This is a genomic window from Wolbachia endosymbiont (group A) of Apotomis capreana, assembly GCF_964027025.1.
GTDB classification, from domain to species: Bacteria; Pseudomonadota; Alphaproteobacteria; order Rickettsiales; family Anaplasmataceae; genus Wolbachia; species Wolbachia pipientis.
In genome coordinates this window covers 1,130,169-1,153,934 of the sequence record NZ_OZ034721.1, presented here as the reverse complement: position 1 = coordinate 1,153,934, position 23,766 = coordinate 1,130,169, and the positions used below count along the sequence as shown (strand labels likewise).

At 34.5% G+C, this 23,766-nt stretch carries 23 protein-coding genes and 3 pseudogenes; 11 read left to right on the top strand and 15 right to left on the bottom strand.

The window, feature by feature from the left end:
- Positions 1-542: 542 nt before the first annotated feature.
- Positions 543-1,305 (bottom strand): annotated as a pseudogene (locus AAGD50_RS05810) (IS5 family transposase).
- Positions 1,306-1,428: 123 nt separating this feature from the next.
- A complete protein-coding gene (gene miaA, locus AAGD50_RS05805; protein ID WP_155969421.1) occupies positions 1,429-2,313 on the bottom strand; it encodes a tRNA (adenosine(37)-N6)-dimethylallyltransferase MiaA in 885 nt (294 codons plus the stop codon).
- Between the two features lie 75 nt (positions 2,314-2,388).
- Here miaA and AAGD50_RS05800 point away from each other — a divergent pair, with 75 nt between their 5' ends.
- From AAGD50_RS05800 to AAGD50_RS05780, 5 genes and pseudogenes are all read left to right on the top strand, one after another.
- Positions 2,389-2,859 carry a hypothetical protein gene (locus AAGD50_RS05800; RefSeq protein ID WP_010082479.1) on the top strand — a complete coding sequence of 157 codons (471 nt, stop codon included), beginning with the start codon at positions 2,389-2,391 and terminating at the stop codon, positions 2,857-2,859.
- A 118-nt stretch (positions 2,860-2,977) separates the two neighbouring features.
- Positions 2,978-3,565, top strand: a complete 588-nt coding sequence (locus AAGD50_RS05795) for an L-threonylcarbamoyladenylate synthase (RefSeq protein WP_006280292.1) — start codon at positions 2,978-2,980, stop codon at positions 3,563-3,565.
- A 17-nt stretch (positions 3,566-3,582) separates the two neighbouring features.
- Positions 3,583-4,404, top strand: a complete 822-nt coding sequence (locus AAGD50_RS05790) for a DNA polymerase III subunit delta' (protein ID WP_155969419.1) — start codon at positions 3,583-3,585, stop codon at positions 4,402-4,404.
- Between the two features lie 73 nt (positions 4,405-4,477).
- Positions 4,478-5,271 (top strand): annotated as a pseudogene (locus tag AAGD50_RS05785) (hypothetical protein).
- Between the two features lie 68 nt (positions 5,272-5,339).
- Positions 5,340-6,002 (top strand): conjugal transfer protein TraJ, encoded by a 663-nt coding sequence (locus tag AAGD50_RS05780; RefSeq protein WP_264723996.1) that lies wholly within the window; start codon positions 5,340-5,342, stop codon positions 6,000-6,002.
- Here AAGD50_RS05780 and AAGD50_RS05775 read toward each other — a convergent pair.
- Positions 5,999-7,495 (bottom strand): proton-conducting transporter membrane subunit, encoded by a 1,497-nt coding sequence (locus tag AAGD50_RS05775; protein ID WP_010962853.1) that lies wholly within the window; start codon positions 7,493-7,495, stop codon positions 5,999-6,001. The two genes, AAGD50_RS05780 and AAGD50_RS05775, sit on opposite strands and share 4 nt — an antisense overlap.
- A gap of 143 nt (positions 7,496-7,638) precedes the next feature.
- Between AAGD50_RS05775 and AAGD50_RS05770 the strand changes: the two genes are divergently transcribed.
- Entirely contained in the window at positions 7,639-7,827 is a 189-nt protein-coding gene (locus tag AAGD50_RS05770; protein ID WP_155969415.1) for a WPE palindromic element domain-containing protein, read from the top strand.
- A gap of 168 nt (positions 7,828-7,995) precedes the next feature.
- Here AAGD50_RS05770 and AAGD50_RS05765 read toward each other — a convergent pair whose 3' ends face one another.
- From AAGD50_RS05765 to AAGD50_RS05745, 5 genes are all read right to left on the bottom strand, one after another.
- A complete protein-coding gene (locus AAGD50_RS05765) occupies positions 7,996-8,352 on the bottom strand; it encodes a holo-[acyl-carrier-protein] synthase (RefSeq protein ID WP_151807997.1) in 357 nt (118 codons plus the stop codon).
- The gene (proS, locus tag AAGD50_RS05760) at positions 8,349-9,617 is read right to left on the bottom strand and encodes a proline--tRNA ligase (protein WP_264723997.1); all 1,269 of its coding nucleotides are present in this window, start codon (positions 9,615-9,617) and stop codon (positions 8,349-8,351) included. Before proS ends, AAGD50_RS05765 begins: the two co-directional genes overlap by 4 nt.
- A 55-nt stretch (positions 9,618-9,672) precedes the next feature.
- Positions 9,673-10,992 (bottom strand): WH2 domain-containing protein, encoded by a 1,320-nt coding sequence (locus tag AAGD50_RS05755; RefSeq protein WP_264723998.1) that lies wholly within the window; start codon positions 10,990-10,992, stop codon positions 9,673-9,675.
- 55 nt (positions 10,993-11,047) lie between these two features.
- Positions 11,048-11,218: a hypothetical protein gene (locus AAGD50_RS05750; RefSeq protein WP_156768664.1), complete on the bottom strand. Its 171-nt coding sequence runs from the start codon at positions 11,216-11,218 to the stop codon at positions 11,048-11,050.
- 186 nt (positions 11,219-11,404) lie between these two features.
- Positions 11,405-11,569 (bottom strand): hypothetical protein, encoded by a 165-nt coding sequence (locus tag AAGD50_RS05745; RefSeq protein WP_162829040.1) that lies wholly within the window; start codon positions 11,567-11,569, stop codon positions 11,405-11,407.
- Between the two features lie 181 nt (positions 11,570-11,750).
- Between AAGD50_RS05745 and AAGD50_RS05740 the strand changes: the two are divergent.
- The 3 genes and pseudogenes from AAGD50_RS05740 (at position 11,751) to AAGD50_RS05730 (ending at position 14,737) form a co-directional block, all read left to right on the top strand.
- Positions 11,751-13,006, top strand: a pseudogene (locus tag AAGD50_RS05740) (IS4 family transposase).
- Positions 13,007-13,446: 440 nt separating this feature from the next.
- Positions 13,447-13,974, top strand: a complete 528-nt coding sequence (locus tag AAGD50_RS05735) for a c-type cytochrome (RefSeq protein ID WP_010082469.1) — start codon at positions 13,447-13,449, stop codon at positions 13,972-13,974.
- Position 13,975: 1 nt separating this feature from the next.
- The gene (locus AAGD50_RS05730; protein ID WP_012673268.1) at positions 13,976-14,737 is read left to right on the top strand and encodes an alpha/beta hydrolase; all 762 of its coding nucleotides are present in this window, start codon (positions 13,976-13,978) and stop codon (positions 14,735-14,737) included.
- A 175-nt stretch (positions 14,738-14,912) separates the two neighbouring features.
- Here the strand turns inward: AAGD50_RS05730 and trpS are convergent, their stop codons facing one another.
- The 5 genes from trpS to AAGD50_RS05705 form a co-directional block, all read right to left on the bottom strand.
- Positions 14,913-15,911 (bottom strand): tryptophan--tRNA ligase, encoded by a 999-nt coding sequence (trpS, locus tag AAGD50_RS05725; protein ID WP_006280207.1) that lies wholly within the window; start codon positions 15,909-15,911, stop codon positions 14,913-14,915.
- A 17-nt stretch (positions 15,912-15,928) separates the two neighbouring features.
- Positions 15,929-16,498: a nucleotide exchange factor GrpE gene (locus AAGD50_RS05720; RefSeq protein WP_155969407.1), complete on the bottom strand. Its 570-nt coding sequence runs from the start codon at positions 16,496-16,498 to the stop codon at positions 15,929-15,931.
- A 61-nt stretch (positions 16,499-16,559) separates the two neighbouring features.
- Positions 16,560-17,546 (bottom strand): polyprenyl synthetase family protein, encoded by a 987-nt coding sequence (locus tag AAGD50_RS05715; RefSeq protein WP_010962840.1) that lies wholly within the window; start codon positions 17,544-17,546, stop codon positions 16,560-16,562.
- Between the two features lie 10 nt (positions 17,547-17,556).
- Positions 17,557-17,877, bottom strand: a complete 321-nt coding sequence (gene rpsP / locus AAGD50_RS05710; protein WP_006279266.1) for a 30S ribosomal protein S16 — start codon at positions 17,875-17,877, stop codon at positions 17,557-17,559.
- Between the two features lie 331 nt (positions 17,878-18,208).
- Positions 18,209-20,017, bottom strand: coding sequence for a peptidylprolyl isomerase (locus AAGD50_RS05705; protein ID WP_264339500.1), 1,809 nt, complete (start codon positions 20,015-20,017; stop codon positions 18,209-18,211).
- A gap of 323 nt (positions 20,018-20,340) precedes the next feature.
- On the opposite strand from AAGD50_RS05705, the gene AAGD50_RS05700 reads away from it, so the two are divergent.
- Both AAGD50_RS05700 and rho read left to right on the top strand, forming a co-directional pair.
- Positions 20,341-20,943: a cell cycle transcriptional regulator TrcR gene (locus tag AAGD50_RS05700; RefSeq protein ID WP_010082495.1), complete on the top strand. Its 603-nt coding sequence runs from the start codon at positions 20,341-20,343 to the stop codon at positions 20,941-20,943.
- A gap of 199 nt (positions 20,944-21,142) precedes the next feature.
- Positions 21,143-22,546: a transcription termination factor Rho gene (gene rho / locus AAGD50_RS05695; RefSeq protein WP_007549497.1), complete on the top strand. Its 1,404-nt coding sequence runs from the start codon at positions 21,143-21,145 to the stop codon at positions 22,544-22,546.
- Positions 22,547-22,712: 166 nt separating this feature from the next.
- On the opposite strand, the gene AAGD50_RS05690 is transcribed toward rho, so the two are convergent.
- Together AAGD50_RS05690 and AAGD50_RS05685 are read right to left on the bottom strand one after the other, a co-directional pair.
- A complete protein-coding gene (locus tag AAGD50_RS05690) occupies positions 22,713-23,189 on the bottom strand; it encodes an RDD family protein (protein ID WP_006279800.1) in 477 nt (158 codons plus the stop codon).
- 22 nt (positions 23,190-23,211) lie between these two features.
- Positions 23,212-23,748 carry an RDD family protein gene (locus tag AAGD50_RS05685; protein ID WP_264724000.1) on the bottom strand — a complete coding sequence of 179 codons (537 nt, stop codon included), beginning with the start codon at positions 23,746-23,748 and terminating at the stop codon, positions 23,212-23,214.
- Positions 23,749-23,766: the final 18 nt, after the last annotated feature.

Sequence of the window (23,766 nt, the reverse complement as noted above, 5' to 3'; positions counted from 1 at the left end):
TTAATGTAAAGATGTCAATAAAATTATTTACATTTTTACACTATATATATATTATATCATGTGCTATTTAACCTTTCAATAATATTTTTTATTTTTACTGCTTCTTCAAACTCTAGCATGCACTTTTCTTAAATTATCCTTATTAATATTTGCTTTTGCCTCTATCCCACTTTTTCTTGTAAAGTATTTGATATAGATTTTATTATACTCTTTGGCATAACATTTGCAACATACTTTATCTATAAATGGAAATTATTATACTTGCAGCTAGACACAATTTGAAATAATTTACACTATAAAGTTAAGGAACGAGATCCCAGTGTCACGCACTGGGATGACAGCAGTCCTACGTCATACCGCGATTCATTCGCGGTATAGATTCCGCTAACAAGTAGCGGAATGACGAATTTTTGTTTTTCAAATTATCGTAAGTCACTTTAGCTATATCAGAGCAATAGAGGCAGTGCGTAGAGGAGCTCACCAGACAAGATTTGCTCAGGAGGCTCGAGTGTGAGCGTCAGGCTTCTAGGCAGTGTCGACATTTATTTTAACCAAAGATAAATGCCAGCAATGTGAACAAAAGACAGAAAAGCTATGGCCAATTTGTCGTAGCGTGTAGCAACTCTGCGGAAGTGCTTGATTTTGTTGAACATCCTTTCGATTAAGTTTCTCTCTTTATACAATTCTTTGTCATATTCTCTTGGTGTTTTTCTGTTGGAACGCGGTGGGATTACTGGCTCAGCATTTACAGCTTCTGCAGCCTCAATCATATAATTTGCGTCATACCCTTTATCGGCAATAAGTGCCTCCATGTTCTTGCCTTCTATCAGGTCTAAAGCTTTTACGTAATCCGATCTTTGCCCTGCAGTAACAAAGAATCTCAGTGGGTTGCCCAAAGCATCACAAGCAGCGTGTAATTTGCTTGAAAATCCTCCTTTGCACCGTCCCAGCTCTTGTTCTTGTCTACCAGTTTCCACATTTTTTTCTTGCACCAGCAGCATGTTGATGTGCCCTGATTATTGTTGAGTCTATCATGAGCCACTCTGTGTCTCCATTAACAGCTAATGTGTTGAAAATCATCTGCCAAACACCAGATTTTGCCCACCTTATAAAACGTTTATGTACACTTGACCATTTTCCATACTCAGCCGGCAATGCTCTCCATGTTGCTCCTGTTCTACCTATCCACATTATTGCAGCTACGAATCTCCTGTTATCTTTTGCGCTTCTTCCTCTATCTCCTTCCTTACCTGGCAGACTGTTTTTTATTCTCTCCCATTGCTCATCTTTTAAATCATATAGCATTCTCTTTACCTATTAATAAAGAGTACTCTATATCACTATTTTTTTATGTCGACAAGACCTAGAAGTAAGCGACCATCTGGAAAATATGGAACCCCCTATTCGTAGTAATGAGCACGGCCTGAATTAAAATATCTTGAGCTTGTTTGCACAATCAATCACTTCAGCATTTAGAAATTGTTTTTTAAACCAGGTATACTGACGTTTCGCGTAGTGTCTTGTGTTTGTTTGAGCAATTTGTATCGCTTCGTCTAAAGTAATCTCACCTTTCAAGTACTTTATAATTTCTGGCACTCCGTGTGCTTTCATAGCTGGCAAATGTGGGGCTAGGTTCATGCTAAGTAGCTTTTTTACTTCATCAATTGCTCCATTTTCAATCATTGTAATGAAACGAGAATTTATTTTTCGGTATACATCTTCACGTTTAGGCAGAATTGTATATATCTTAAAATTATTGAATAAAGGAGGCTGTCTATTCTCTTGCCATACAAAAATTGACTTGCCAGTTTCAGTGATAACTTCAAGTGCCCTTGAAAGGCGGTGCGAGTCATTCATGAACACTTTACCTTGAATCCTTGGATCTTTGCTTAGCGCTAATTTGTAAAACTCCTCTTTACTTAAATTTTTCCTTAATTCGCTTACATTTTTCCTCACTTCCTGACTTATTTGTGGCATTGATGATAAGCCTTTGATTAAACTGCTGATGTAAAGCCCGCTTCCTCCAGTGATGATAGGTATTTGAGCATTTTCTAATGCGTGATTAACTTCTTTTTCTAAATCTTCTAACCATAGACCCACGGAATAATTTTCTTTTGCTGAAACATAACCATATAGTTTATAAAATTCTTCTTGCTTTGGCGGTTGAGCAGTAATTATGGGAATTTCTTCATATACCTGCTTTGAATCACAATTTATTATACTAATATTTCCATATTTTTCTATCAGGTTATCGCATAATTCTGATTTACCTGAGGCCGTAATTCCTGTAATAATTACTATATTATTTTTCATTTATATTAATTTAATTAACATATGATAAAGTGTAGTAAAAGTTTGGATTCTACAATCTAAAGTTTGGAGATTTTTATGGCAGAAAACAACGACAATAATTCATTTACTAAGCGTTTCACAAACAGGACTCCTGGCGGTACAGGGGAAGGTTTTTCCAGTAAGTATTCGTCTCAAAACACCAAAGAACGGGCATTAGGGGAAAAAGGAAAAATTTCTGAATTAGCAGGCAAAAAAACCGAATCCAAGGAAGCTTTTTCTGAAAGTGGCGGCATAAAAAGTAAAAGCAGAACTGTCAATGAAAGATCTTTTGCTGATGCAACAAAAAGAAGTAGGTCAGATCTTATATACTTAGTCCGTGGTAAAGATCGTGGAAAATCAGCGTGGCATTATGTATTAGTTGATAAAGAGAAAAGAGAAATGTTTCTAGCAAAAAGCAGAACTGGCTCTATAGATGTTGCAGACTATGGAGAGATTTTGTATTCAGGATGGGGAGAGGATCCACCACAGGCAATAATTGATAAAGTCAATGAAGAGTTTGGGTTGTAGCAAATCTGCATAACAAATGGTAAGCTGCGTTGCATTACGTTTACAAAAACTAGCAGTTACTATATAAGATACAGTGCAACAAAACTGATCTAGTTGTTATGAATAAGTTTTTAGCTATATGGTATCTAAAATAATAAATGCAATACAGAACAATTTATTAGTGTGTTTTCCAACAGAAACAGTGTATGCTCTTGCTTGTAATGCACTAGATAATGAATCTATAGGAAAAATATATCAGATAAAGAAACGCTCTCAAAATAAACCACTGTCTATATTTGTTAGTGATATTTACAATTTGACAAAAATAGCAAAGGTAAAGGAAAGATATATTGATTTAATAAACCACTTTTCTCCTGGACCAATTACCTATATTTTACCACTTAAAAACAACAACATATTGCCAAACGAATTCTTTAAAGATAGTATAGGTATCAGAATTCCTGAGCATCCTATTGCAATTTCAATACTAAACAAACTGAAAGTTCCAATAGTTGCAACTAGTACAAATATTTCAGGAAAAGAAAGTGTATGTAAGGCAAACGATATACCACAATCCATTAAGCAACATTTATCTGTAGTGATTGAAGATGACGAACTAGTTTCTGGTATAGAATCTACTATTATTGACTTAACCGAAGATAAGATTAAGGTTTTAAGGGAAGGTGCAATTTCATTACAAACAGTAAACAACGCATTTTCAAACTAAAATCTATAGGAGAAAGAATGAAAAAAGTAATAGGCCACAACCAAGCCAAAAAAAAAATAATGAACAACTTATCTGTTCAGTCTTGGCTGATCTGTGGTAAAAGAGGTATAGGAAAAGCAACACTTGCAAAATCCTTCTCCAATTGGTTACTCATAAAAAACTATAATGAAGTAGCATTGGACTTACACATTGTTGAAGGTGATACTATCGGAATAGAAAAAGTCAGAGAAATGAAAAACTTTCTACACTTAAGTCCCATTCAATCAGAACACAAAATAGCTATAATAGATAGCTTAGAGGCAATGACTAATCACGCTAAAAACGCAATATTGAAAATATTAGAAGAGCCGCCAAAAAATTCTAAGATATTTATAATTAGCCATAAGCCATATGATATACAAACCACTATCTTGTGTAGGTGCTTTCAGCTAAATTTACTCCCATTAACTTATGATGAAACAAAGCAAGTTGCTTCATCTCAATGTAAATTTGATAATCAAACGTTTGACGAAATGATTACTTTATTTCCTGGAATGCCAGGAATGATAATAAATACAATAAGTAGTGATGCTTATGAAGCATACAAATGCTTTTATAAATTTCTTCATGATTTAAAGAATCCCAATATGATTAATAAAGTAATTAATAGCGAAATCGAACTAGAACTAGCATCATATATAATTCAGGCCTTCATTTTAGAAAGCATAAAGAGAGAGGTAAATGGTGTTGAAATTCTGCTAAGTCAGTGGAAAAAAATAGATGAACTTTTCGTTGCCGCAAAGCAACTCCACTTAGATAAAAAGCATGTTTTAGCTAATGTAGTTAATATCATGACATAAGTTTACAAAGTATAATACTTTTAACATAAATTCATGATAAAATTCTGTTAATTTAATACTCGAAGTATATAATTTGACTGATAATAAATTAACTGTATGGCAATCAATAGAAGTTTTGACGAAAGCCATATTGAACATGCAGAAAAAATTAAGCTTAATTAAGAATATAGCTTCAGATCAAGACATAACCCTAGAAAAAGGAAAGGAGTTGTTAAGTGGCATTTATGAAGCAAATTTTAAGCTAAACAAGACAATCAATATAGCTACTTTGCCAAAAATTGGCTATCATATGCTAAATGGTGAGCTTGTTGTACGTAATCATATTACGGAAGAGGAAGTAAAGATTCCTGGAGATTTTCATTACCTTAAAGTCGTAAAATCCGATCATGATAATTATAAATTAACGTTTTGTAATTTTTTAGGTAATGAGTTTTTTGAATATAAAAAGTATGATCCACAATATTCTGGTATTTCAGATGAATATAAATTTGTGGATTTTGGTAGTGTAAAAAAGACTCATAATCTAAAATTTAAGGAATACATTGGTCATGCACCTAAATTTTTGCTGCAGAAGGGCCTATTGAGCCTGGATCCCAAAACCATGTAATTGATCTATTTGAGCTAGTCAAAAGTGGTAAAGGTAGAAAAGTGGGAACCTTTGCTGATGAATTTGGTTATTTTGATGATCAAAATAAATTACATTATTATAATTATCACAAAAGTGTAGAAAGTAATACTTATGATCCTGAAAATTTCAGTGTAAAAATGATAAATATAGATGTGAGCAAAATCGATAAATTCTACCTCATTGCAGAACAAGGTGATATAATCATTCATCCTATTTGGGAAAATTTAGACATATTTTAAAGTTTTTTTTAGAGTATCTAAGCTTATTGTTATTATAATGATCCGATTAGGTCTGGTAGTATTGTGTTATGGAAGATAAATTGCTTGAATCAGTAAAAAACAAAAGTTATTTCAGTAAAGCAGTCGAATGGTACTGCCATAGGTATCTGTTTTGTGTAGCAGAAAGATCTTGGATGGCATTAATAGTATCGCTTCTCCTAGTATGCTTATGTTTATTAACATTAAACATATACCTGTTATTTCCTATTAAAAAAGATTTAAATTTTGTGAAGTATATGAACCACACAGAAGATGAGTTCTCTGCAATGCATAAGCTTAGTTTCAGTAAAAAGGAAGATGAATACACTTCCACAGCGAGGTACTTAATAAGTAAATACATTGAAATATACGAGTCCATTAAGATCGTTGAACCGAAGTACCAAGAAAATTTTATAAGAAAAAATTCTATACATAAAATCTATCAAGGCTTTCAGGAAAAAACGAATAATGAAGCTGGTAATTTGTCTTTATCTAAAAGAAAAATCGCCAACATAAATGTAATAACATTATCTATTGATCGATCGACCAAGGACTTAGTTACATTTGCTGGAAATGCTACTGTAGTTTTTACAACCGAGCAAAATAAGGAGGATACTGTGGAGATTAGCTTCACTTTGTCGAATATAAAAGCAACTCTGGCTGGTATAATACCATTTAAATTTATTGTTAATGGTTATAAATACAGATTTTAAAATATTACTTGGTAGCTAAAAAAAATAACCAAAGTGCACATAGCAGTAATAACTGGAGGTAAAACTAGAAGAATTGGTGTTTTTTTAATAAAGTAATTCTGAGAAGGTTTTAAGAAAAAGGCATTGTAAATTATCGGTAAAAAGTACAGAGCGTTGAGTATAGTACTAACAATTAACACTAGAGTTACAAACACAGAAAGTATTACATTGCCAGAGTTGAAAACAGCTTGAAAAATGAGAAATTTACCCCAAAAAGTCGGAGCAGGCGGCACCCCTATCATAGACAATGCACCTATAGCAAATGCTGTCATGCTAATTGGCATACTGCGTCCTATACCGTAAATCTTATCTATATATTTCTCACCTGCTCTCGTTATTATTGCTCCGGCAACGAAAAACAAAGTGATTTTTGCAAATGCGTGGCAAACTAATTGAAAAATTGCAACCCTCATGCTGAGATCACTAAAAATTGAAGCGAATAATATAATATACGACAATTGAGAGATGGTAGAGTAAGCAAGCAACTTCTTTAATTCTTTTTGCTTTAGTGCAATCAATGATGCAGTAATAATAGTAAATCCAGCAGCGTACGGAAGCCACCCTCCAGCAAACCAATTTTGCTGCACAAAACGTTGCATGTTATCGACGCCGAAAGTGTATAATATAACTTTTATGATGATGAAAACTCCGGATTTCACAACAGCAACAGCGTGCAGTAGTGCACTCACAGGAGTTGGTGCAACCATTGCTTTTGGTAACCAAAAATGCATTGGCATTAATGCAGCTTTTCCTATTCCGTAAATCAGCATAGCAAAACACACTGCAATGAAAGTGATGAGTGAAGTATCAAATTTGAATATTCCACCGCTTACAAAGTCTAAAGTATGAAATTCATGATATAAAAGGCCTATTGCAGGAAAAAATAATACCAAAGAAGAGAAAAATAGCACGCCAAAGTAATAGCGTCCTGCAATCATTGATTCATTTGTTGAGTTGTAAGTAACCAGAGGGTATGTACTAATAGTTAGAAGCTCATAAAAGACAAATGTAGTGAGCAAGTCTCCAGAAAAAGCAATAAACATTGCACAGCCAATCGATATTGAAAAAAAGCATAGAAAACTTGAGTGATTGCTATCAGCATAGTTATTCTGCATATAACATATTGCATATATACTGGTCAGCACCCATAAAAACGATATTAATAAACTGAATATTACTCCGGTAGACTCTAGCTTTAAACTAATGTGCAAATTATTACCAAAATCCATGAGAATAAATTGAGAATGATCACCATATACCCAATATAAAGTGCACAGACACGTATACGTAAACAGAAGTACAGAAGAAGTGACAGTAATACTATTGTTCACTCCGGGCCATTTACCAGTAAAAAAAATAACTAACGCACTTAAAAGTGGAATCAACGCAGTAATTAATAAATAATTCTCAGTAATTGAAAATGGTAAGGAAAGAGACGTTAAAACACAGTCCATTAAATAATTCATCTTTTTGTTTAGGTAAAGCTAGAATTATACTAAAATCATAGAAAAACCGCTATGTTTTTTTGGCAAACTAGTCGTTTGTGTATGCTATAGCTATACTGCGATTCATTCCACAACTGTACGAACATTTGTTTTTGTTAAACACAACAAAGATGTCATCCCAGTGCCCTGACTACTTGGATCCAGAAAACTTAATTTCAACTAAGTGGCTGCATAATAAAGGCTGGATTCCAGTGCCAAGCACTGGAATGACAGCAATCTACGTCATACCACCACGAACCGTCATACCGCGATTCATTCGCGGTATCTCATCCGCTAACTAGTAGCGGGATGACGAGCTTATCGTCATGCCACCGCGAACCGTCATACCGCCGCGGTATCTCAGCATAGATTCCGCTAACTAGTAGCGGAATGACGGTTTTTCAAATTGTCGTAAGTCAGTTTAGCTATATAGATAGCACAAAGTCAACTGCATAAATTGAAAATATCTGCTAGACGCAAATTACAACAAATGCAGTAGCGTAATCTCCATCGTCACTTAAAGAAAGATGAATTTTGGAGATAAAATCCTTGCTAACGGTAAGATATGGCTTGCCTCTTACATCATTGTATATTTCTATATCTTTCATTGTAATACCCTGACCACTACCTCGTGCTTTAACAAAAGCTTCTTTTGCTGCAAAGCGTTTAGCAAAATACCTTGCTCGCATTTCTTGACTATTATACTTTCTACTTAGCTCTATTTCCTTTTCAGTGTAGATTCTATTGAGAAATTTTTCCCCGTATTTTTGTAATATTCTCAATATTCTTGGTATATATACTATGTCAGTGCCGATACCGTGTATCATTTTGCGCTAAAGTGATTTATTGCTTCCTCAATCTGCATTTCCTTTACCTCTCCAGTTGCTCTATTTTTTACTTCAACTATATTTTCACTTACTGCTTTCTTTCCGACAATTATTTGCCACGGCAAGCCTATCAGATCCATTCTAGAAAATTTTACTCCTACACTCCCTTCCGTATCATCGTAAAGCACTTCATCGCTTTTCAAAGCTTTGTATATTTTATCTGCAGCCTCCGTTACTTTCGTTTGTAAATTGATTAAACCAATTCTGAAAGGAGCCACCGATTCTGGCCAGATAATTCCTTTATCATCATGAAAAGCTTCTATTATTGCACCAACAAGCCTTGAAACCCCAATGCCATACGAACCCATATGTATATTGACATTTTTTCCATCTTGAGAAGTAACACTTGCCTTCATAGGCTTTGAATATTTGTCGCCAAAATAAAAAATATGCCCTATTTCAATACCTTTACTAACATTTAACTGCTCTTGTGATATAGGGCAAGTCTCAGGATCATGCATATCATCTGCAACTGCGTATATACTCTTCAAACTTTCAACATCTTCGCTTTCTAGCAACTCAGAAAATTTGTTGTCGTAATATAAAGTGCTTTCACCAGTGTTTGCCAATATATGAAACTCGTGGCTCAAATTTCCTCCAATTGGCCCCGTATCAGCTCGAACTCCAATTGGGGTAAGTCCCATGCGTTTGAAGATTTTTATGTAAGTCTTGTACATCAAATTGTATGAATTCTGTGCACTTTCGTAATCCACATCAAAACTATATGCATCCTTCATCAAAAATTCCCTACCCCTCATAACGCCATAACGTGGTCTTACCTCATCACGAAATTTCCATTGAATTTGGTATAAACAAAGTGGCAAATCTTTGTAACTTTTTACCACATTTCTAATTAGATCAGTTGCTACCTCCTCGTGCGTTGGACCAAAAAGCATATCTTCCTCATGCCTATCCTTTATACGCAACATTTCCTTACCGTAATCATCGTAACGCCCTGATTCTCGCCAAAGATTTGCCGGTTGTACACAAGGCATCAACACTTCAATAGCACCAGATTTATCCATTTCATCTCTGATGATGTCTTCAATATTTTTAAGCACGCGCAGACCAAGTGGTAACCACGTATAGATGCCAGATGCTATCTGCTTTATTAAACCTGCACGTAAAGAATATTGATGGGAGATAATTTTAGCATGAGCAGGCTTTTCCTTTAGAGTTGGTAAGTAATACTTGGATAAACGCATATAATAGATCTGATTGTATTAAGTAATCTTAATACAATCAGACTTGTAGGCAAACTTATTTTGAAAAAGAAGGGAAGTGCGTGGTGCTTTCCTTAACGTATCGTAACACCGATTCCCTCTCAAATTTAGTAGCCGCTCTACCAAACATGCCACAACGTTCCTTAACAGAACGAGTAAATGAGTCTTTCACTTCAGTCGCTGTTGTTGCAAGAGGAGCTTCAGGTTTCGTTTTTAAATTAACAGGCTTAGGCGGTATCGGTGGCTTTTTTGTATTTGGTTGGTGGCTTGGCGGAGCTGCAGTTTCAGGATATTGTTGGTCATCATCAGATCTATAACCACTCTCGGGAGTGCTTGTTCCTTTTTTATTGTCTGATTGGGAATTTGAAGGCGTAGATTTTTTCCTGCTTTTTGTCAGCACCTTCTTTTTCTGCTCTATCTCTTTCTGTTTGTCTTTGCTTTCATCTGTAGTCCAACCTGAATCGCTAATAGAATCAGAATGCTCACTTTCACTATCTGAGAATTCAATGGCTATTCTCCTTGCAAGAATAGAAGCCGTATCACACTTTGTTTTTGGAGTACTCTTCTCAGGGCTTTGTTGATTTTTATTAACTGGTTTCAATTTAAAACCTCCTCTTATTTCTGCAAATAAAGCATTTTTGGAATCTGTTTGCTCACCTTCACTATTCTTTTCTCGTTTTTCCCTATTTTGTTTTAATTTTTCATCGCGTGCTTTTTTCTGTTCTTTGCTCACACCTGCCTTACCGCCAGCTTTTTTTATACTATTAAGTAAATCATTACTACCCTGTTGAGTTGATGAATTTTGAGGAGGTGGTGGTGGAGGTACTGCACCACTTGCTTGATTCAATTGCTCAGGAGTTGGCATAGGAGGAGGTGGTGGTAGTGCAGCATCTTGTGGCAATGGAGGAGGTGGTGGCGGTGGTACACTGACACTTGGATTTGGTTGTGTACCCAATGTTACTGGAGGTGATTGAGGAGTAGGTACATTTGATTTATTCTCCAGATTAGTACAATTTTTACACACAAATTTTTGTGGTTCTTGAGATGGAGTATGGCCGAATTTCTGTCCATTAAGACCTACTTCTTTCTTATTATCATCTCTAGAAATAGCCAGTTTAACAAGATATGTCACTGAAATAAGTGCAACAACCGTAGAAACAGCAAAAATTGCTAAAGGAACTGCTGCAATAGGACCAGAACCAGAAACTGCTATAATAACATAAGGAAGATATTGACCAGATATGAAACTAAATATAGATAATAATGAAACAGCAATTAAAGGTTTCCATATAGTCTGCTTAGTTTTAGTAAGCTCCTGACTATCTTTTAGCAATGAAGAATTATTGGATATCATCATTTCTTTGCCTCACTTGTTAACGATAATTTAATAATAACCCAATTAATAATTTCTGTCAATAATTAATTATGAAAAACAAAGTTGCAATTTGAATAGATAAGCTATAAGTAATATACGACCAGCAATAGCCATACAATAGACTTCTTGTATAACCCACACTAAGTAGAAAAAAGGTGTCATCCAAGTAGCTGACACTGCTCTCCTTTGTCATTCCAGTGCTTGACACTGGAATGACACCGAAGGGGCTACTGCCGTCTTGGATGGAAACCAGTGTCAGAACTAGTTAACCATGGGGCTTCTTTTGCCTTTTTTTCTATTTGGTAAATTTCTTAAATATTTATGGCTAACATGAAGCTAAGTACGAACTTTGTTAAACATAACAAATGGTGCCATTCCAGTGCTCCTTTTTTTGTCATCCCAGTGCTTGACACTGGGATCCAGTTTTCCATATAATCTCATCGAAAATGTTGTAACCACTTTCTGTGCTAGTTTGCTTGCTTACAAGCAAACTTTCCTGGATCCCAGTGTCTGGGCACTGGGATGACATCATAGGGACACTGGGATTACACCCTGACAATCGTCATCCAGCTACTTGTTAGCGGCTAAGAGATACCGCGAATGAATCGCGGTATGACGGTTCGTGGCGGCATGACGATAACCTCGTCTCACTGCCATTAAGTTAAGGAAAAAAGATAGATTTTATGGGATAATGATGTATACCAATAAGTTTAAAGGTAGTATGAGTAAAAAAGGCAGTAATAAAATTTATTCAAAATGAATTGGCAAGTCTAGAATTTATAGAATCCCATAAATCATCTTCAAAAGATTTTATGAGAAAGAGGAAGTTATCTTTTATTGACATATTTATCTTAATTTTAAGAAAAAGTGTAAAGTCGCTGCAAGTAATACTAAACGAATTTATTTTATATAGGAAAAAAGACTATACCGTTACTGCTAGTGCTTTTAGTCAAGCAAGAAAAAAAATGAAACACAGTGCATTTTCAGAAATTAACGAAGGTGTGGTTTCCTTGTACTACCAAGACCAAAAATTTAAAACTTGTTTTGGCTTTAGAGTGTTAGCTCTTGATGCCTCCAAAATCATTTTACCAACAAGCGTTGAAATAAAAAATGAATTTGGCTCAAGAAAAATACGTAACCAAAAACCAAAAGATTTAGGTGATTATGCAAGTGCAACCTTTGCGGTTTGTTAAGATGTGCTAAATAATGTTGCCATAAGGTCAGTGTTAGATAGAGGTAACACTCATGAAATTAACTTAGCAGATGAAATGCTTAAAGTTGTAAATACTAATGACTTACTGATTTGTATATTTATCTTATAAATTTCTTTCTAGCCTTACAAAAAGAAAAATTGCTTATGTCATTCGATGTCCCAGATCATCTTTTAATGAAGTGAATGCTATGTTTGAAGAAAAAAGCCCATCTAGTGTTGAGGTTACCATATGTGCTCAGCGTAAGATAAAACAAGAAAATAGTGGAATAACGCTTCAAAGTGGTACTGCCATCTGGTGAAATTGAAGTGTTAGCTACATCATTAATGGATGAACAAAAGTTTCAAACTGGAGGATTTAAGGAGTTATATTTTTTACGCTGGGGAGTTGAGACATTTTTTGCAAAACTCAAAGGAAGACTAAGTCTAGAAAATTTTACAGGAAAAAGTGTTGAGTCTGTTAAACAGGATTTTTGGTCAGCTATCATTATTAGCAACCTAGAAAGTGTTATGACAGAAGATGTAGAAGAAGCGTTGAATATGGACTTAACCGATGATAAGCTTAAGAGGAGCATTAACAAATCTGTCTCATTTAACGCGATCAAAAACTTGGCTTTCGACATTTTTGCTACGGAATCAGATACTGACTGCATTATGGATCAATTATCAAAGCTATTTTTGATGAACACTTTGGCGGTAAGAAAGGGAAGGAAAGTTGATCGTCATAAGGTACCTTATCTTCGTTCGTTCAATTACCAAAAAAGGGTTAGAAAACACATATTTTGACTAGAGGTAGTATTCATATCTTCTGATAATAACTGGGTAGCTTATTGCCATAGCTCCTGTAAAATGACTTCTAAACAAACTGTTTCTTAAGTAATTTACACTTCAGAGTTTATCTGCTTTAAAGTTTACTCTATTCTGTTTCAGCATTTGTCATAAATCCTTAATTATTTCTGACTTTTTAGTTCAGTTTTTAACCATTCTTTCCTTAACTTAATGGCAGTGAACCTCGTCATCCCGCTACTTGTTAGCGGGATCTCTTGTTAGCGGCTGAGATACCGCGAATGAATCGCGGTATGACGGTTCGCGGCGGTATGGACGTAGGAAAACCTTTCTTGGGTCAGCTATAGAGACTCTCATCTTTAGCGAGCTTCAAGGTAATTGGTTGCTATTTGCGAAAATATTCGCATAATTTAAGTAACATTACTTAATAAAAATTAACTATGGAGCTTAATAAGATTGCAGCATCGATTTTACTTTCTGGGCTAATCATTATGATAGTTAGTAATGTAGTTGATATGCTTTACAGTCCAGAAGAATATAAGATTGAACACCAAACGATAGTAGCTGCTGGCAGCAATGAGTTCCAGCAAAAAATCGAGCAAGTGGCGCTTGATATTGGAGCGCTCATGCAGAATGCTAGCTTTGAGAAAGGTAAATCAGCAGCAAAAAAATGTATAGCCTGCCATAGTTTTGAGAAAGGTGGAATGAATAAAGTAGGACCAAACTTATGGAACATAGTTGGAAATAAAAAGGCCCATCTTGGTAACTCATTCAATTACTCAAAAGCAGTGCTTGAAAGAGGTGGAAAATGGGGGTATGAGGAGCTATTTGCCTTTTTAAAGAACCCAAAAGCCTATATAAAAGGTACACGTATGGCATTTGCAGGTATTTCCAATCCACAAGAAATTGCAGATCTAGTTAGTTATTTGCATCAATTGAGTGATAGCCCGGTTGCTTTGCCAAAGTAGTATGGATTATTGTAAATTGTTTGATGGAAATAATGGTCACATAGCATATCGAAAGCTACAAGGAAAGAAAGCTTCTGTAGTTTTTTTCGGTGGATTTGCATCCAATATGGATGGAACTAAAGCAACTGCTATTTACAAATTTTGCCAAGAAAATGACGTAGCACTTGTGCTATTTGATTATTTTGGTCACGGTCATTCAAGTGGTAATTTTATTGATTACACGATAAGTGATTGGCAAAAAAATTGTGCTAAAGTAATGAGTGAATTAACTAGCGATAAACAAATAATTATAGGTTCAAGTATGGGAGGATGGCTGATGTTGCTCACTGCCCTTCAATTTCCAGAAAAAATTGCAGCACTAATTGGTATATCGTCTGCTCCCGATTTTACTGAAGATTTGATATTCAAGCAATTGTCAGGCAAGCAAAAAGAAGAACTAGATTCTAAAGGTGTAATAGATTTTACTTCAGAGCATTGTACATACAAAATAACTAAAAATTTGATCGAAGATGGCAGAAAGAACCTTCTTTTAAACAAAAAGACAATAGATATAAACTGTCCTGTGCGCTTGCTGCATAGCATTAATGATAAAGATGTTCCTTATCAAACTTCATTGAATTTAGCTGAAAAAATTAAGTCAACCGATGTTGAAGTACACTTAATAAAATCAGCAGAGCACAATATGTCTGACAATCATTCACTGGAAGTTTTATTTAAGACCATTAGAGAATTTTGTAACCAGACTGCATTCTGTGATTTTTAGCAAAACACGATTTTTCATTTGAGCTTTCTTCAACTTAAAATAAATACAGAAAATTGCTGCCTATAGCTAAACTGACTTAGATTTACCGACAATTTGAAAAACCGTCATCCCGCTACGTGTTAGCGGCTGAGATACCGCGGCGGTATGACGGTTCGCACCATCACACTTTGGAACCTTACAGATATTGAGCAAATCCAATAATATCCTTGATTTCTTTTATATTATGGGTTGCAATTTCTGCTGCTTTCTTTGTGCCTTTTTTTAATATTTCATGTAAATGGAATTGGTCTTTTAAAAGATCATTCATTTTCTCACGTATGGGTGATATAACACTGATAATTAAATCAGCTAACTCTTTTTTGAAGTGCTTCATGTCATGTTTGTTCACTTCTTCACATACTTTTTCTGCATTTACATTACTAAGCACTGAATAAATGTTTATCAAATTGCTTATTTCTGGTCGGCACTTTAAAGTAGCAAAGCCTAGAATTGAATCTGTTTTTGCTTTTTCTATTTTTTTGACAATTAAGTCATCCGTATCATCAAGGTTAATGCACGAATGTTCTGAAGGATCAGATTTACTCATCTTGCTTGTGCCATCCCTTAAGCTCATTATCCTTGATGTGCAATCCAAAGTTAAGATTTCAGGTACGATGAAATAATCCAGCTTATAATGATTGTTAAAAGCTGATGCAATATCACGTGCAAGCTCCAAATGCTGTTTTTGATCATCACCAACAGGAACGTATTTAGTTTGATACAACAATATATCTGCAGCCATAAGTACTGGATAACTATATAATCCAAGAGAGGCTTTTTGTTTATCGCTGCCAGCTTTATCTTTAAATTGAGTCATGCGATTAAGCCAACCAATTGGTGTATAGCATCCAAGCAGCCAGCCCAGTTCTGCATGACCACTAACTGTGGACTGACTAAAAATAATGGACTTTTCTGTATCTATTCCGCATGCAATATAAGCTGCTGCTGTTTTGAAAATATTACTTTTTAATTCACTTGCGGGAAGCTTATTTGCTGTGATTGCGTGTAGGTCGACAATACAAAAAAGAGATTTGTATTTATCCTGTAAGTCTATCCACTGTTTGATTGCACCAAGATAATTACCTAAATGTAGTACGCCACTTGGCTGGATACCTGAAAAGACAATACTTGTCATTATACATTTACCTCATGCTAATCGCTTCCACAATCAGCAGATTTCTTAGAAAGAATAACCATTGCAGGACGGAGCAACCTATTTTTGATAGTATAACCAGTTTGTAGTACTTCTACAATGGTGCCAGGCTTTTTTTCATTGTCTTCTCTTTCCACAACAGCTTGGTGTAAATTACTATCAAAAAGCTCACCAAGTGGATCTACTTCCTCTATTCCATGTTTTTTTAGATCATTTATAATTTTTTGATAAGCTACTTTAATCCCCTCATGAACAGGATCACCGTCTTTCAAAATTTCCATTACTCTTTTTAAATTGTCGCACGAGTCGATCATATCACGTGCAAGTTTTGTGACTGCGTAGTCACTTGCATCGCTAATTTGCTTTTGCATTATACGTTTGACGTTTTCATTATCTGCAACAGCACGGCGTAAATGATCTTCAAGCTGAGCTGCACGTTCTCTTAATGTATTGAGATCTTCATTTAAATCATCAGTTTGCTTATGGTTATCACTTTGTTGGTCGTCACCTTTCTGCCTACTTACCATATCAGCAAACTTCTTCTTTTTCTCCTTACTGCTATCTGACATATCATTACCCTTAAGAATCTAATAAATATATAACAATTAATCTGAAAATATCAAGCGCCAGCTACATTCGTCTTTCTATGCTCGCATTTAAAAAGTTAATTAAAGTAGTTTTATAAAAAGAATCAGAAAAAGTACTAATATCATTTTGTGCCATATTAATGTAGTGTCTAGCTTTTTCCATAGAAAGCTGAATGGCATTATGGTGATTAATATAGTGTAATGCTTGGTCAAAATTGTGTCTAGCTGAAGAAAAGCATTTTTCCCAGAATTTTTGCTCTGCTGGACTGCCCTTTTCGTATGCTATAATAGCAGGTAAGGTGACTTTACCTTCGAAAAAGTCTTTTCCGACTTGCTTTCCAGAAGTGCCTTGATTAGCAGTATAATCGAGCATATCATCAACTATTTGAAATGCCATACCAAAATTAAAACCAAAATTCTTTAGCCTCTCTGTTTCGTCATTTGTTGCACCAGATACTGTTGATGCAGCTTCACAGCATGCAGAAAATAAAGATGCTGTCTTTTCTCCAATGATATCAAAATAATTTTCCCTGACTGTGTGGGGGTCAAAGCGTGCTGTCATCTGCTTTATTTCACCCTTCACAAGTAAATGCGATGCTTTAGATAAAATAGAGAGAATATTTAAATTTCCACACTCTATAAGCCATCTAAATGCTAGAGTCAACAATAGATCACCAACTAAAATGCTTGATTTATTCCCCCAAATCTTATTCGCTGTTTTAACTCCATGGCGTGCCTCACTTTCATCGAGCACATCATCATGAAGTAAAGTAGCATTGTGTATAAACTCTACCGATGCAGCAACGTTGATCCTATTCTCCCCAGAATAGTTTAGCATTTTACATATAATAAAAACTAGTTTAGGCCTTATTTTTTTTCCACCTGACCTAACAAGATGAGATATAATATCAGTAGCAAGCTTAGCATCTTCATCATTGACATTTTTGAAGACAAAGTCATTCATAGCTGACAAATCAGAAGATACAATATCGTCTAATTTATCGCTGTTTGTTAAATCAGTATTTAGCATTTTAAGAGACTTATGCCTCTTGCCCTTGTGCTTTCTCGTTCTCTACTTTCTTCTTTTCTGTTTTCTTTGGTTCTGTTTCTAAAGTTACTATGCCTTTTTTGATAAACCACAGTACTCTTTCAGTTGCCTGCGCGCCTACACTTAGCCAATGTTTTAATCTATCAGCTTTCACCACAACACGATTTTTATTGTCTTTTGGTAACATTGGATCATATTGTCCTATTTTCTCAATAAAACGCCCATCTCTTGGTGCTCGTGAATCAGCTACAACTATCCTATAAAAAGGGCGTTTCTTTGCGCCAAACCTCGCCAACCTTATTTTAACTGCCATGTTAACCTTTATTCATATATTAGCCACAATTTTATACAATGAGCCGTTTTAAGTCAAATGAATTATACAACTTTTGCACCTTATAATATAATTACCAATAATGTAGGGCAGTGCCGGGCGCACAGCTATACGAACATTCATTTTTGAAGGTAAATTGCACAGCAAATGGTGTCATTCCAGTGCTTGACACTGGAATCCAGCCTTTTTTTAATCATTAAAACGTTGTATTTTAACATAAAACGGCTACTTTTATGCTTACCAACTTAATAAAATTCCTGGATCCCAGTGTCTGGGCACTGGATGCGTTTGAAGCAACTTATAAGATTTTTGACTATATATCATCAAGTATAGCGTGATTAACTTCGACTTTATACTTTGATTCCAGATAGCTAATTAATTGCTCTTTTAGCGATATCATCACACGTTTTCCAGTGTCAAGCATGTTTAATTTGCCATTTGATGAATGCATTTCTTTTAGAACACCTATTATAATTTCATTATTGTATTGAATAGGATCTGTCACTGAACCAGTTGTTTTCATATTGAAAATCTCTTCTACAAAAGAAAAGGGGTAGTTTTGTTGATCCACTTTATTGCGGTGCATCTGCTGACCTTTAACTAATTCCACACCTTGAATTTCTTCCAAATCTGTTTTTTCTCTTAGTTGAACTGCAACCTCTTGCCCGAATTTAAACATTCTTTCTTTTATAAACTCACTACGCCAAAGCTCTACCGCTAATGCCCTGCCTTCTTCAAAACTTTGTGATTTAGGTGGAACGATATCGATGATTTTTACACTAACAACAGCGTCCCCAACGCCCTTAAAATAACCTTTCTGATCCTTTTCTCGCGAAAAAATGAAAGAAATCAAATCACCAGAATCTCCTACGTTATTACCGCTTTGATCTTTTCCACTCGCATCTACTGGACCAATAGTTTGTATAGGTAAATTATATTCACTCAATATTTCTTCAATTTCTGAACCATTGTATATCTTATAGTTCACTTGGTTTATGAAATCATTGACTCTTTCAAAAGACTTTTGGTTAGTTAGAACTGACTTTATGTCTTTTTTTAAATCAACTAAGTCTTCATCAGAGATTTGATGCGCACTTTCCACTTTTACTATGTGCCAACCAAAACTGCTTGCTAAAACTTCACTTACTTCACCTACTTTAAGAGCAAATACCTTCTCTCTCACGTCTTCTGGTAAAAAATCCTTAGTTATATTATTTACTCTAGTTTCCTCAAGTTTTGCTTTGCCAAACTCTTCTACTATCTGTTCAAAGCTTGTTTTACCCTCCTCAAATGCTCTTCTTGCTGTCTCAGCTTCTTCTTTGGTAGAAAATATTGCATTGAATATATCTCTTTGATTTTTAAGTTCTTGTTGTTCTATTATACCATCAACTTCTTCATCTGAGATCTTGATTTGATCTTCAAAATACTTTTGGCCTAGGGAAATATATTGCGCAGTTCGATACTCAGGATAATAAAAATGGGATTTATTTCTTTCGTACAAATCAAGTAAGGCTTGATCATCTGGTTCAGGAATGTTTGTAACTGCATCTTCAGTTATTTTAACAATATCAACTACTCTAGTTTGGTAGCGACTTTTGTATATCTGCTCATCAATTTTCTCGCCAAAAGTTACTGGATAATTATCTTTAAATAATGAAGTCATGAACATCATTGCAGGCAGGACTTTCTCTAGCTTTGCTATATACTCTTTCTCTGTCATATGCAGGTCATTTAGCGTTTCATAGAATTTATTTTTGTCAAATTCACCTTTATCATTTTGAAAGTATTTGGTGTTTTTAATATGGTTTTTTATAGATTCTTCTCCAACTGTCAACCCCAGCTCACTAGTTAGGTTAAACAATAGTTTTTGCTCTATAAGTGCGTTAAGCAAATCATATTTCAGCTTTTTTACTTGTTCTCTACTCGCATCAGATCCAGAAATTTGTTTTCCATAATTTTGATATAGCGACTTATACTCATCTGACGTTATAACTTCTTTTCCAACCCTAGCTACCTCTTCTTTTTCATCATCACCTGATAAAAGGTTGCCAACTCCCACAAAGATTAACAAGCAAGCTAAAAGGACAACGGTTATTTTAGTGAAAAAATTTTTAACATTCATTTTAAACTCAGTTAATTAATGGTTAATTATAGAATAGTGATAATTTAATACTTGTAAACCTGTTGCTTTATTAGATAATATATATAATATATTAACTTAAAATTTAACTCTCTAATCTTAAATAGGAACATATGTTTAACTGAGTTATACTATACCTTAGGAAGGGGAAATATTTTGTTTGAAATATGCTTAAAGGTAAGCGCATTTAATTAACTTAAGAGGTGGGAAGTGACAAACAAAAAGTTATTGAATGACAAAATTAATGCTTTTTTAGTTTTAATAGTTTATATTTTAGCTCTGTATAACAGTAAGGGATACTTTAAATGGGAGATGCTTTTTTGATGTCAATGGAATCTTCTAAGGGCAATAACGATAGAAATAAACAGTTTCTAGTGCAAATAGCTGCTTGGTTAGTAGACAACACTGGTTTAACTTTTAATCAAATAGCACAATGTTGCAGATTGGCCCTTGAAGAAGTACAAGACATAGCTGATGAGGAAATAGAAGTAGAAAAATATAACCCTATTATTTCTGGAATAATTACTGAAAAAGAAATCGATGATTGCAAAAAAAATCCAAATCGTGTACCAAATTTGATTATAAAAAATATAAAAAAAAGGAGTAAAGCGATTGGTAGCATTCTTGGCTTTGCCTCTACGGCAAGACGTAGAGATAAACCTGATGCGATTTATTATTTAGTAAAAAAATTTCCTATCTTGGACAATAACGTTATAGCTAAATTAATTAGTACAACAAATTACACAGTTGAGCAGGTAAGAGATGGATCTCATCATAACATGCAAAATATAAAACCCCAAGATCCTGTACTACTCGGCTTATGTAGTCAAGAAAATTTAGAAGCAGAAGTGGAAAAAGCAAAAGTAGAAGAGGAGAAGCAAGAAAGGTTAAAAAAATATAAAGAATAGCTATTGAAAATCCTCAAATTTTTGTGTTTTGTTAACATTAAATTAACTTGACTTGCTAGTGTTTATTAGTATAATGTAAGTAAAGTACGGGGTTTAATGATAATTAAGCTTAATACGCACTGAAACTAACTCAGCCTAATTTATTATCTTATAGTCACATTTTAGGTTAGTAAGCATCAATTAAAATTTTTGGAGGATTATGACAACAATCAATGAAGATGTTTTGGCAAAAGGAAAGGTTACAGCTCAACCTGAAAAAAGTGAGCAAATTTACAATAACGATACAGTAAAACAGATGGTCAATGAAGGTACTGAGAAAAACAGAAAAACATTAGATCTGAGCGAATTAAAAGAGAAAACAGCAGAAGAATTGTTAGAGTTAGCTGAAGAAAGAAAAATTTCAACTAACGGTAAAAGCAATGGTAGAATGCTAAAGCAGGAAATAATATTCAGCTTAATGAAAAAAATGAGTGAAGAAGGAGGCATAACCACAGGGAGTGGAATAGTGGAAATATTGCCTGATGGTTTTGGTTTCTTACGTTCAGCAAGTGCAAATTATGCCCCAAGTACCGATGATGTTTATATTTCTAACGGGCAAATAAAGAAGTTTAATTTACGTACAGGAGATATGGCATATGGAGAAATAAGGCCACCTGGTGATAAAGAGAGATATTTTACTTTAACTAAGGTTCAAAGTATAAACTCTACTGAAGTAAGTGAATTAAGAAAGTACGTCCATTTTGATAATTTGCTTCCTCTTTATCCTGAGGAAAGCATAGTACTTGAGTGTAATAATGGTGATGATAAAAAAGGCTTAAGCATGCGTGCTATAGATATAGTAGCTCCTCTTGGAAAAGGGCAAAGAGCGTTAGTAGTTGCTCCACCTCGCACAGGAAAAACAGTATTGCTTCAGCAAATGGCTAACTCTATAGCTATAAATCACCCTGAAGTAGAATTAATAGTGTTACTTATAGATGAAAGACCTGAAGAAGTAACAGATATGATACGTTCTGTAAAAGGTGAGGTAGTAAGTTCTACATTCGATGAGCCTGCTTACCGTCACGTACAGCTTGCTGAAATAGTAATAGAAAAAGCTAAAAGAATGGTTGAGCATAAAAAAGATGTGGTAATTCTACTTGACAATATTACTAGACTTGCACGTGCTTATAATGCGGTTATTCCTTCGTCTGGGAAAGTTCTAACTGGTGGTGTAGATTCAAACGCACTGCAGAGACCAAAACGCTTTTTTGGAGCAGCTCGTAATATTGAGAATGGGGGTTCTTTAACTATAATCGCCACAGCTCTTATAGAGACTGGTTCAAAAATGGATGAAGTTATTTTTGAAGAGTTTAAAGGTACAGGAAATGCTGAGATCATACTTGATAGAAAACTTTCTGATAAACGTATATTTCCAGCTATTGATATTACAAAATCCGGAACAAGGAAGGAAGAGCTATTAGTTGATAAGGCTATACTAAATAAAATATGGGTGGTGCGTAGGATACTCAATCCTATGGGACCCGTTGAAGCAATGGAATTTTTACGTGACAAACTACTTTTAACAAAGAGCAATGCTGACTTTTTTAACTCCATGAATCACTAAAAGTAAGCCAGTTATGATGGATATGCTGAGCAAAAAGTAAAACGCTCTTATAGCTAAAATAATTTGGATTTACCAAAATATATTTATAGTTAAGTTGGCAATTTACCTTAAGTTAGCGCGTGACACTGGAATGACACCCTTGGTGGCAGACAGCTAAAGGAAAATATCAACTAGGTTTATAATCTATCACTACCGTGTTTGCAATTTTGTCGTGAAAAGCTTGTTTATGTTCATCACCTACTGCACATACTAAAACTAAGATTAGTATAGCTAAGAATAAAATGGGATTACAAAGTGATATGCAATAAATTATAAAAAGAGCTATAGTCCTTTTCATTGCTTGCATTGTAGTGATTGACTCAAATGTATCTTTGTCTTTTACACGCATGCTAAATAACAAGTGTCCTGGAGTGCCGCCAAATTTTACTAGCATGAATATATGAAATATACATGGTATCATTAAAAATAAAGAAAATACAATCGTGGTGATTACAATTATTGCACCCATGATCCCTTGTATTGCGTGTGTAAGTGAGAAACCCACCGCCATTAAACCAAATGGTATTGCGATAAATAAAATACAATCAACTATAAATGCTAGAGTACGTCTTGTCATCGTTGAGTAGTTTACTTTTTTATCCATGTACTACCTATAAAGAAAAATATCAACTAGATTTATAGTCTATCACTACTGTTTTTGCAATTTTATCGTAAAAAGTCTGTTTGCGTTGATCAAATACTGCAAACAAAAATAAAATTAGCACAATTAAAAGATATAGAAAAGTATAACCATGATAATGCAGATGAAGCAAAAAGCGAAAAATAATCCAGATGCTTCCCTTAGAAATACATCTTATTGTTGCTTGCATAAGGGTAACATTTGTAAATGTATTAGCATCTTTAATATGCATACCACACAATAGTTTTCCTGGGGTACCACCAAGTTTTGTTACCATTAATATTTTGGATATTGTTAGTACTAATGTTGCGACCACTGTAGAAAATATAAATGGTATTTCTGTTGCTAGTTGTGCAAGTTCCTGAAAAGAGTCTTTATCTTGATCTTGTAATGATACGATGAATACACCATAGATAAAACCGAAGATAAAATGAGGGGAAAATATGATGAGGTCAAGTATTTCTGCTACAATACGCCTTGTAAATCCTACATAATTTACTTTAACATTTATTTCAGTATTCATAACCCCACCTATATTTCA

Coding starts and splice junctions, on each gene's coding strand:
- AAGD50_RS05730 (WP_012673268.1), top strand. CDS start 13,976: ATGGATTATTGTAAATTGTTTGATGGAAATAATGGTCACATAGCATAT.
- rho (WP_007549497.1), top strand. CDS start 21,143: ATGACAACAATCAATGAAGATGTTTTGGCAAAAGGAAAGGTTACAGCT.
- AAGD50_RS05775 (WP_010962853.1), bottom strand. CDS start 7,495: ATGGACTGTGTTTTAACGTCTCTTTCCTTACCATTTTCAATTACTGAG.
- AAGD50_RS05700 (WP_010082495.1), top strand. CDS start 20,341: ATGGGAGATGCTTTTTTGATGTCAATGGAATCTTCTAAGGGCAATAAC.
- AAGD50_RS05690 (WP_006279800.1), bottom strand. CDS start 23,189: ATGGATAAAAAAGTAAACTACTCAACGATGACAAGACGTACTCTAGCA.
- AAGD50_RS05765 (WP_151807997.1), bottom strand. CDS start 8,352: ATGATACACGGTATCGGCACTGACATAGTATATATACCAAGAATATTG.
- AAGD50_RS05735 (WP_010082469.1), top strand. CDS start 13,447: ATGGAGCTTAATAAGATTGCAGCATCGATTTTACTTTCTGGGCTAATC.
- AAGD50_RS05780 (WP_264723996.1), top strand. CDS start 5,340: ATGGAAGATAAATTGCTTGAATCAGTAAAAAACAAAAGTTATTTCAGT.
- AAGD50_RS05755 (WP_264723998.1), bottom strand. CDS start 10,992: ATGATGATATCCAATAATTCTTCATTGCTAAAAGATAGTCAGGAGCTT.
- rpsP (WP_006279266.1), bottom strand. CDS start 17,877: ATGGCAGTTAAAATAAGGTTGGCGAGGTTTGGCGCAAAGAAACGCCCT.
- AAGD50_RS05705 (WP_264339500.1), bottom strand. CDS start 20,017: ATGAATGTTAAAAATTTTTTCACTAAAATAACCGTTGTCCTTTTAGCT.
- AAGD50_RS05795 (WP_006280292.1), top strand. CDS start 2,978: ATGGTATCTAAAATAATAAATGCAATACAGAACAATTTATTAGTGTGT.
- proS (WP_264723997.1), bottom strand. CDS start 9,617: ATGCGTTTATCCAAGTATTACTTACCAACTCTAAAGGAAAAGCCTGCT.
- miaA (WP_155969421.1), bottom strand. CDS start 2,313: ATGAAAAATAATATAGTAATTATTACAGGAATTACGGCCTCAGGTAAA.
- AAGD50_RS05685 (WP_264724000.1), bottom strand. CDS start 23,748: ATGAATACTGAAATAAATGTTAAAGTAAATTATGTAGGATTTACAAGG.
- AAGD50_RS05720 (WP_155969407.1), bottom strand. CDS start 16,498: ATGTCAGATAGCAGTAAGGAGAAAAAGAAGAAGTTTGCTGATATGGTA.
- trpS (WP_006280207.1), bottom strand. CDS start 15,911: ATGACAAGTATTGTCTTTTCAGGTATCCAGCCAAGTGGCGTACTACAT.
- AAGD50_RS05790 (WP_155969419.1), top strand. CDS start 3,583: ATGAAAAAAGTAATAGGCCACAACCAAGCCAAAAAAAAAATAATGAAC.
- AAGD50_RS05715 (WP_010962840.1), bottom strand. CDS start 17,546: ATGCTAAATACTGATTTAACAAACAGCGATAAATTAGACGATATTGTA.
- AAGD50_RS05800 (WP_010082479.1), top strand. CDS start 2,389: ATGGCAGAAAACAACGACAATAATTCATTTACTAAGCGTTTCACAAAC.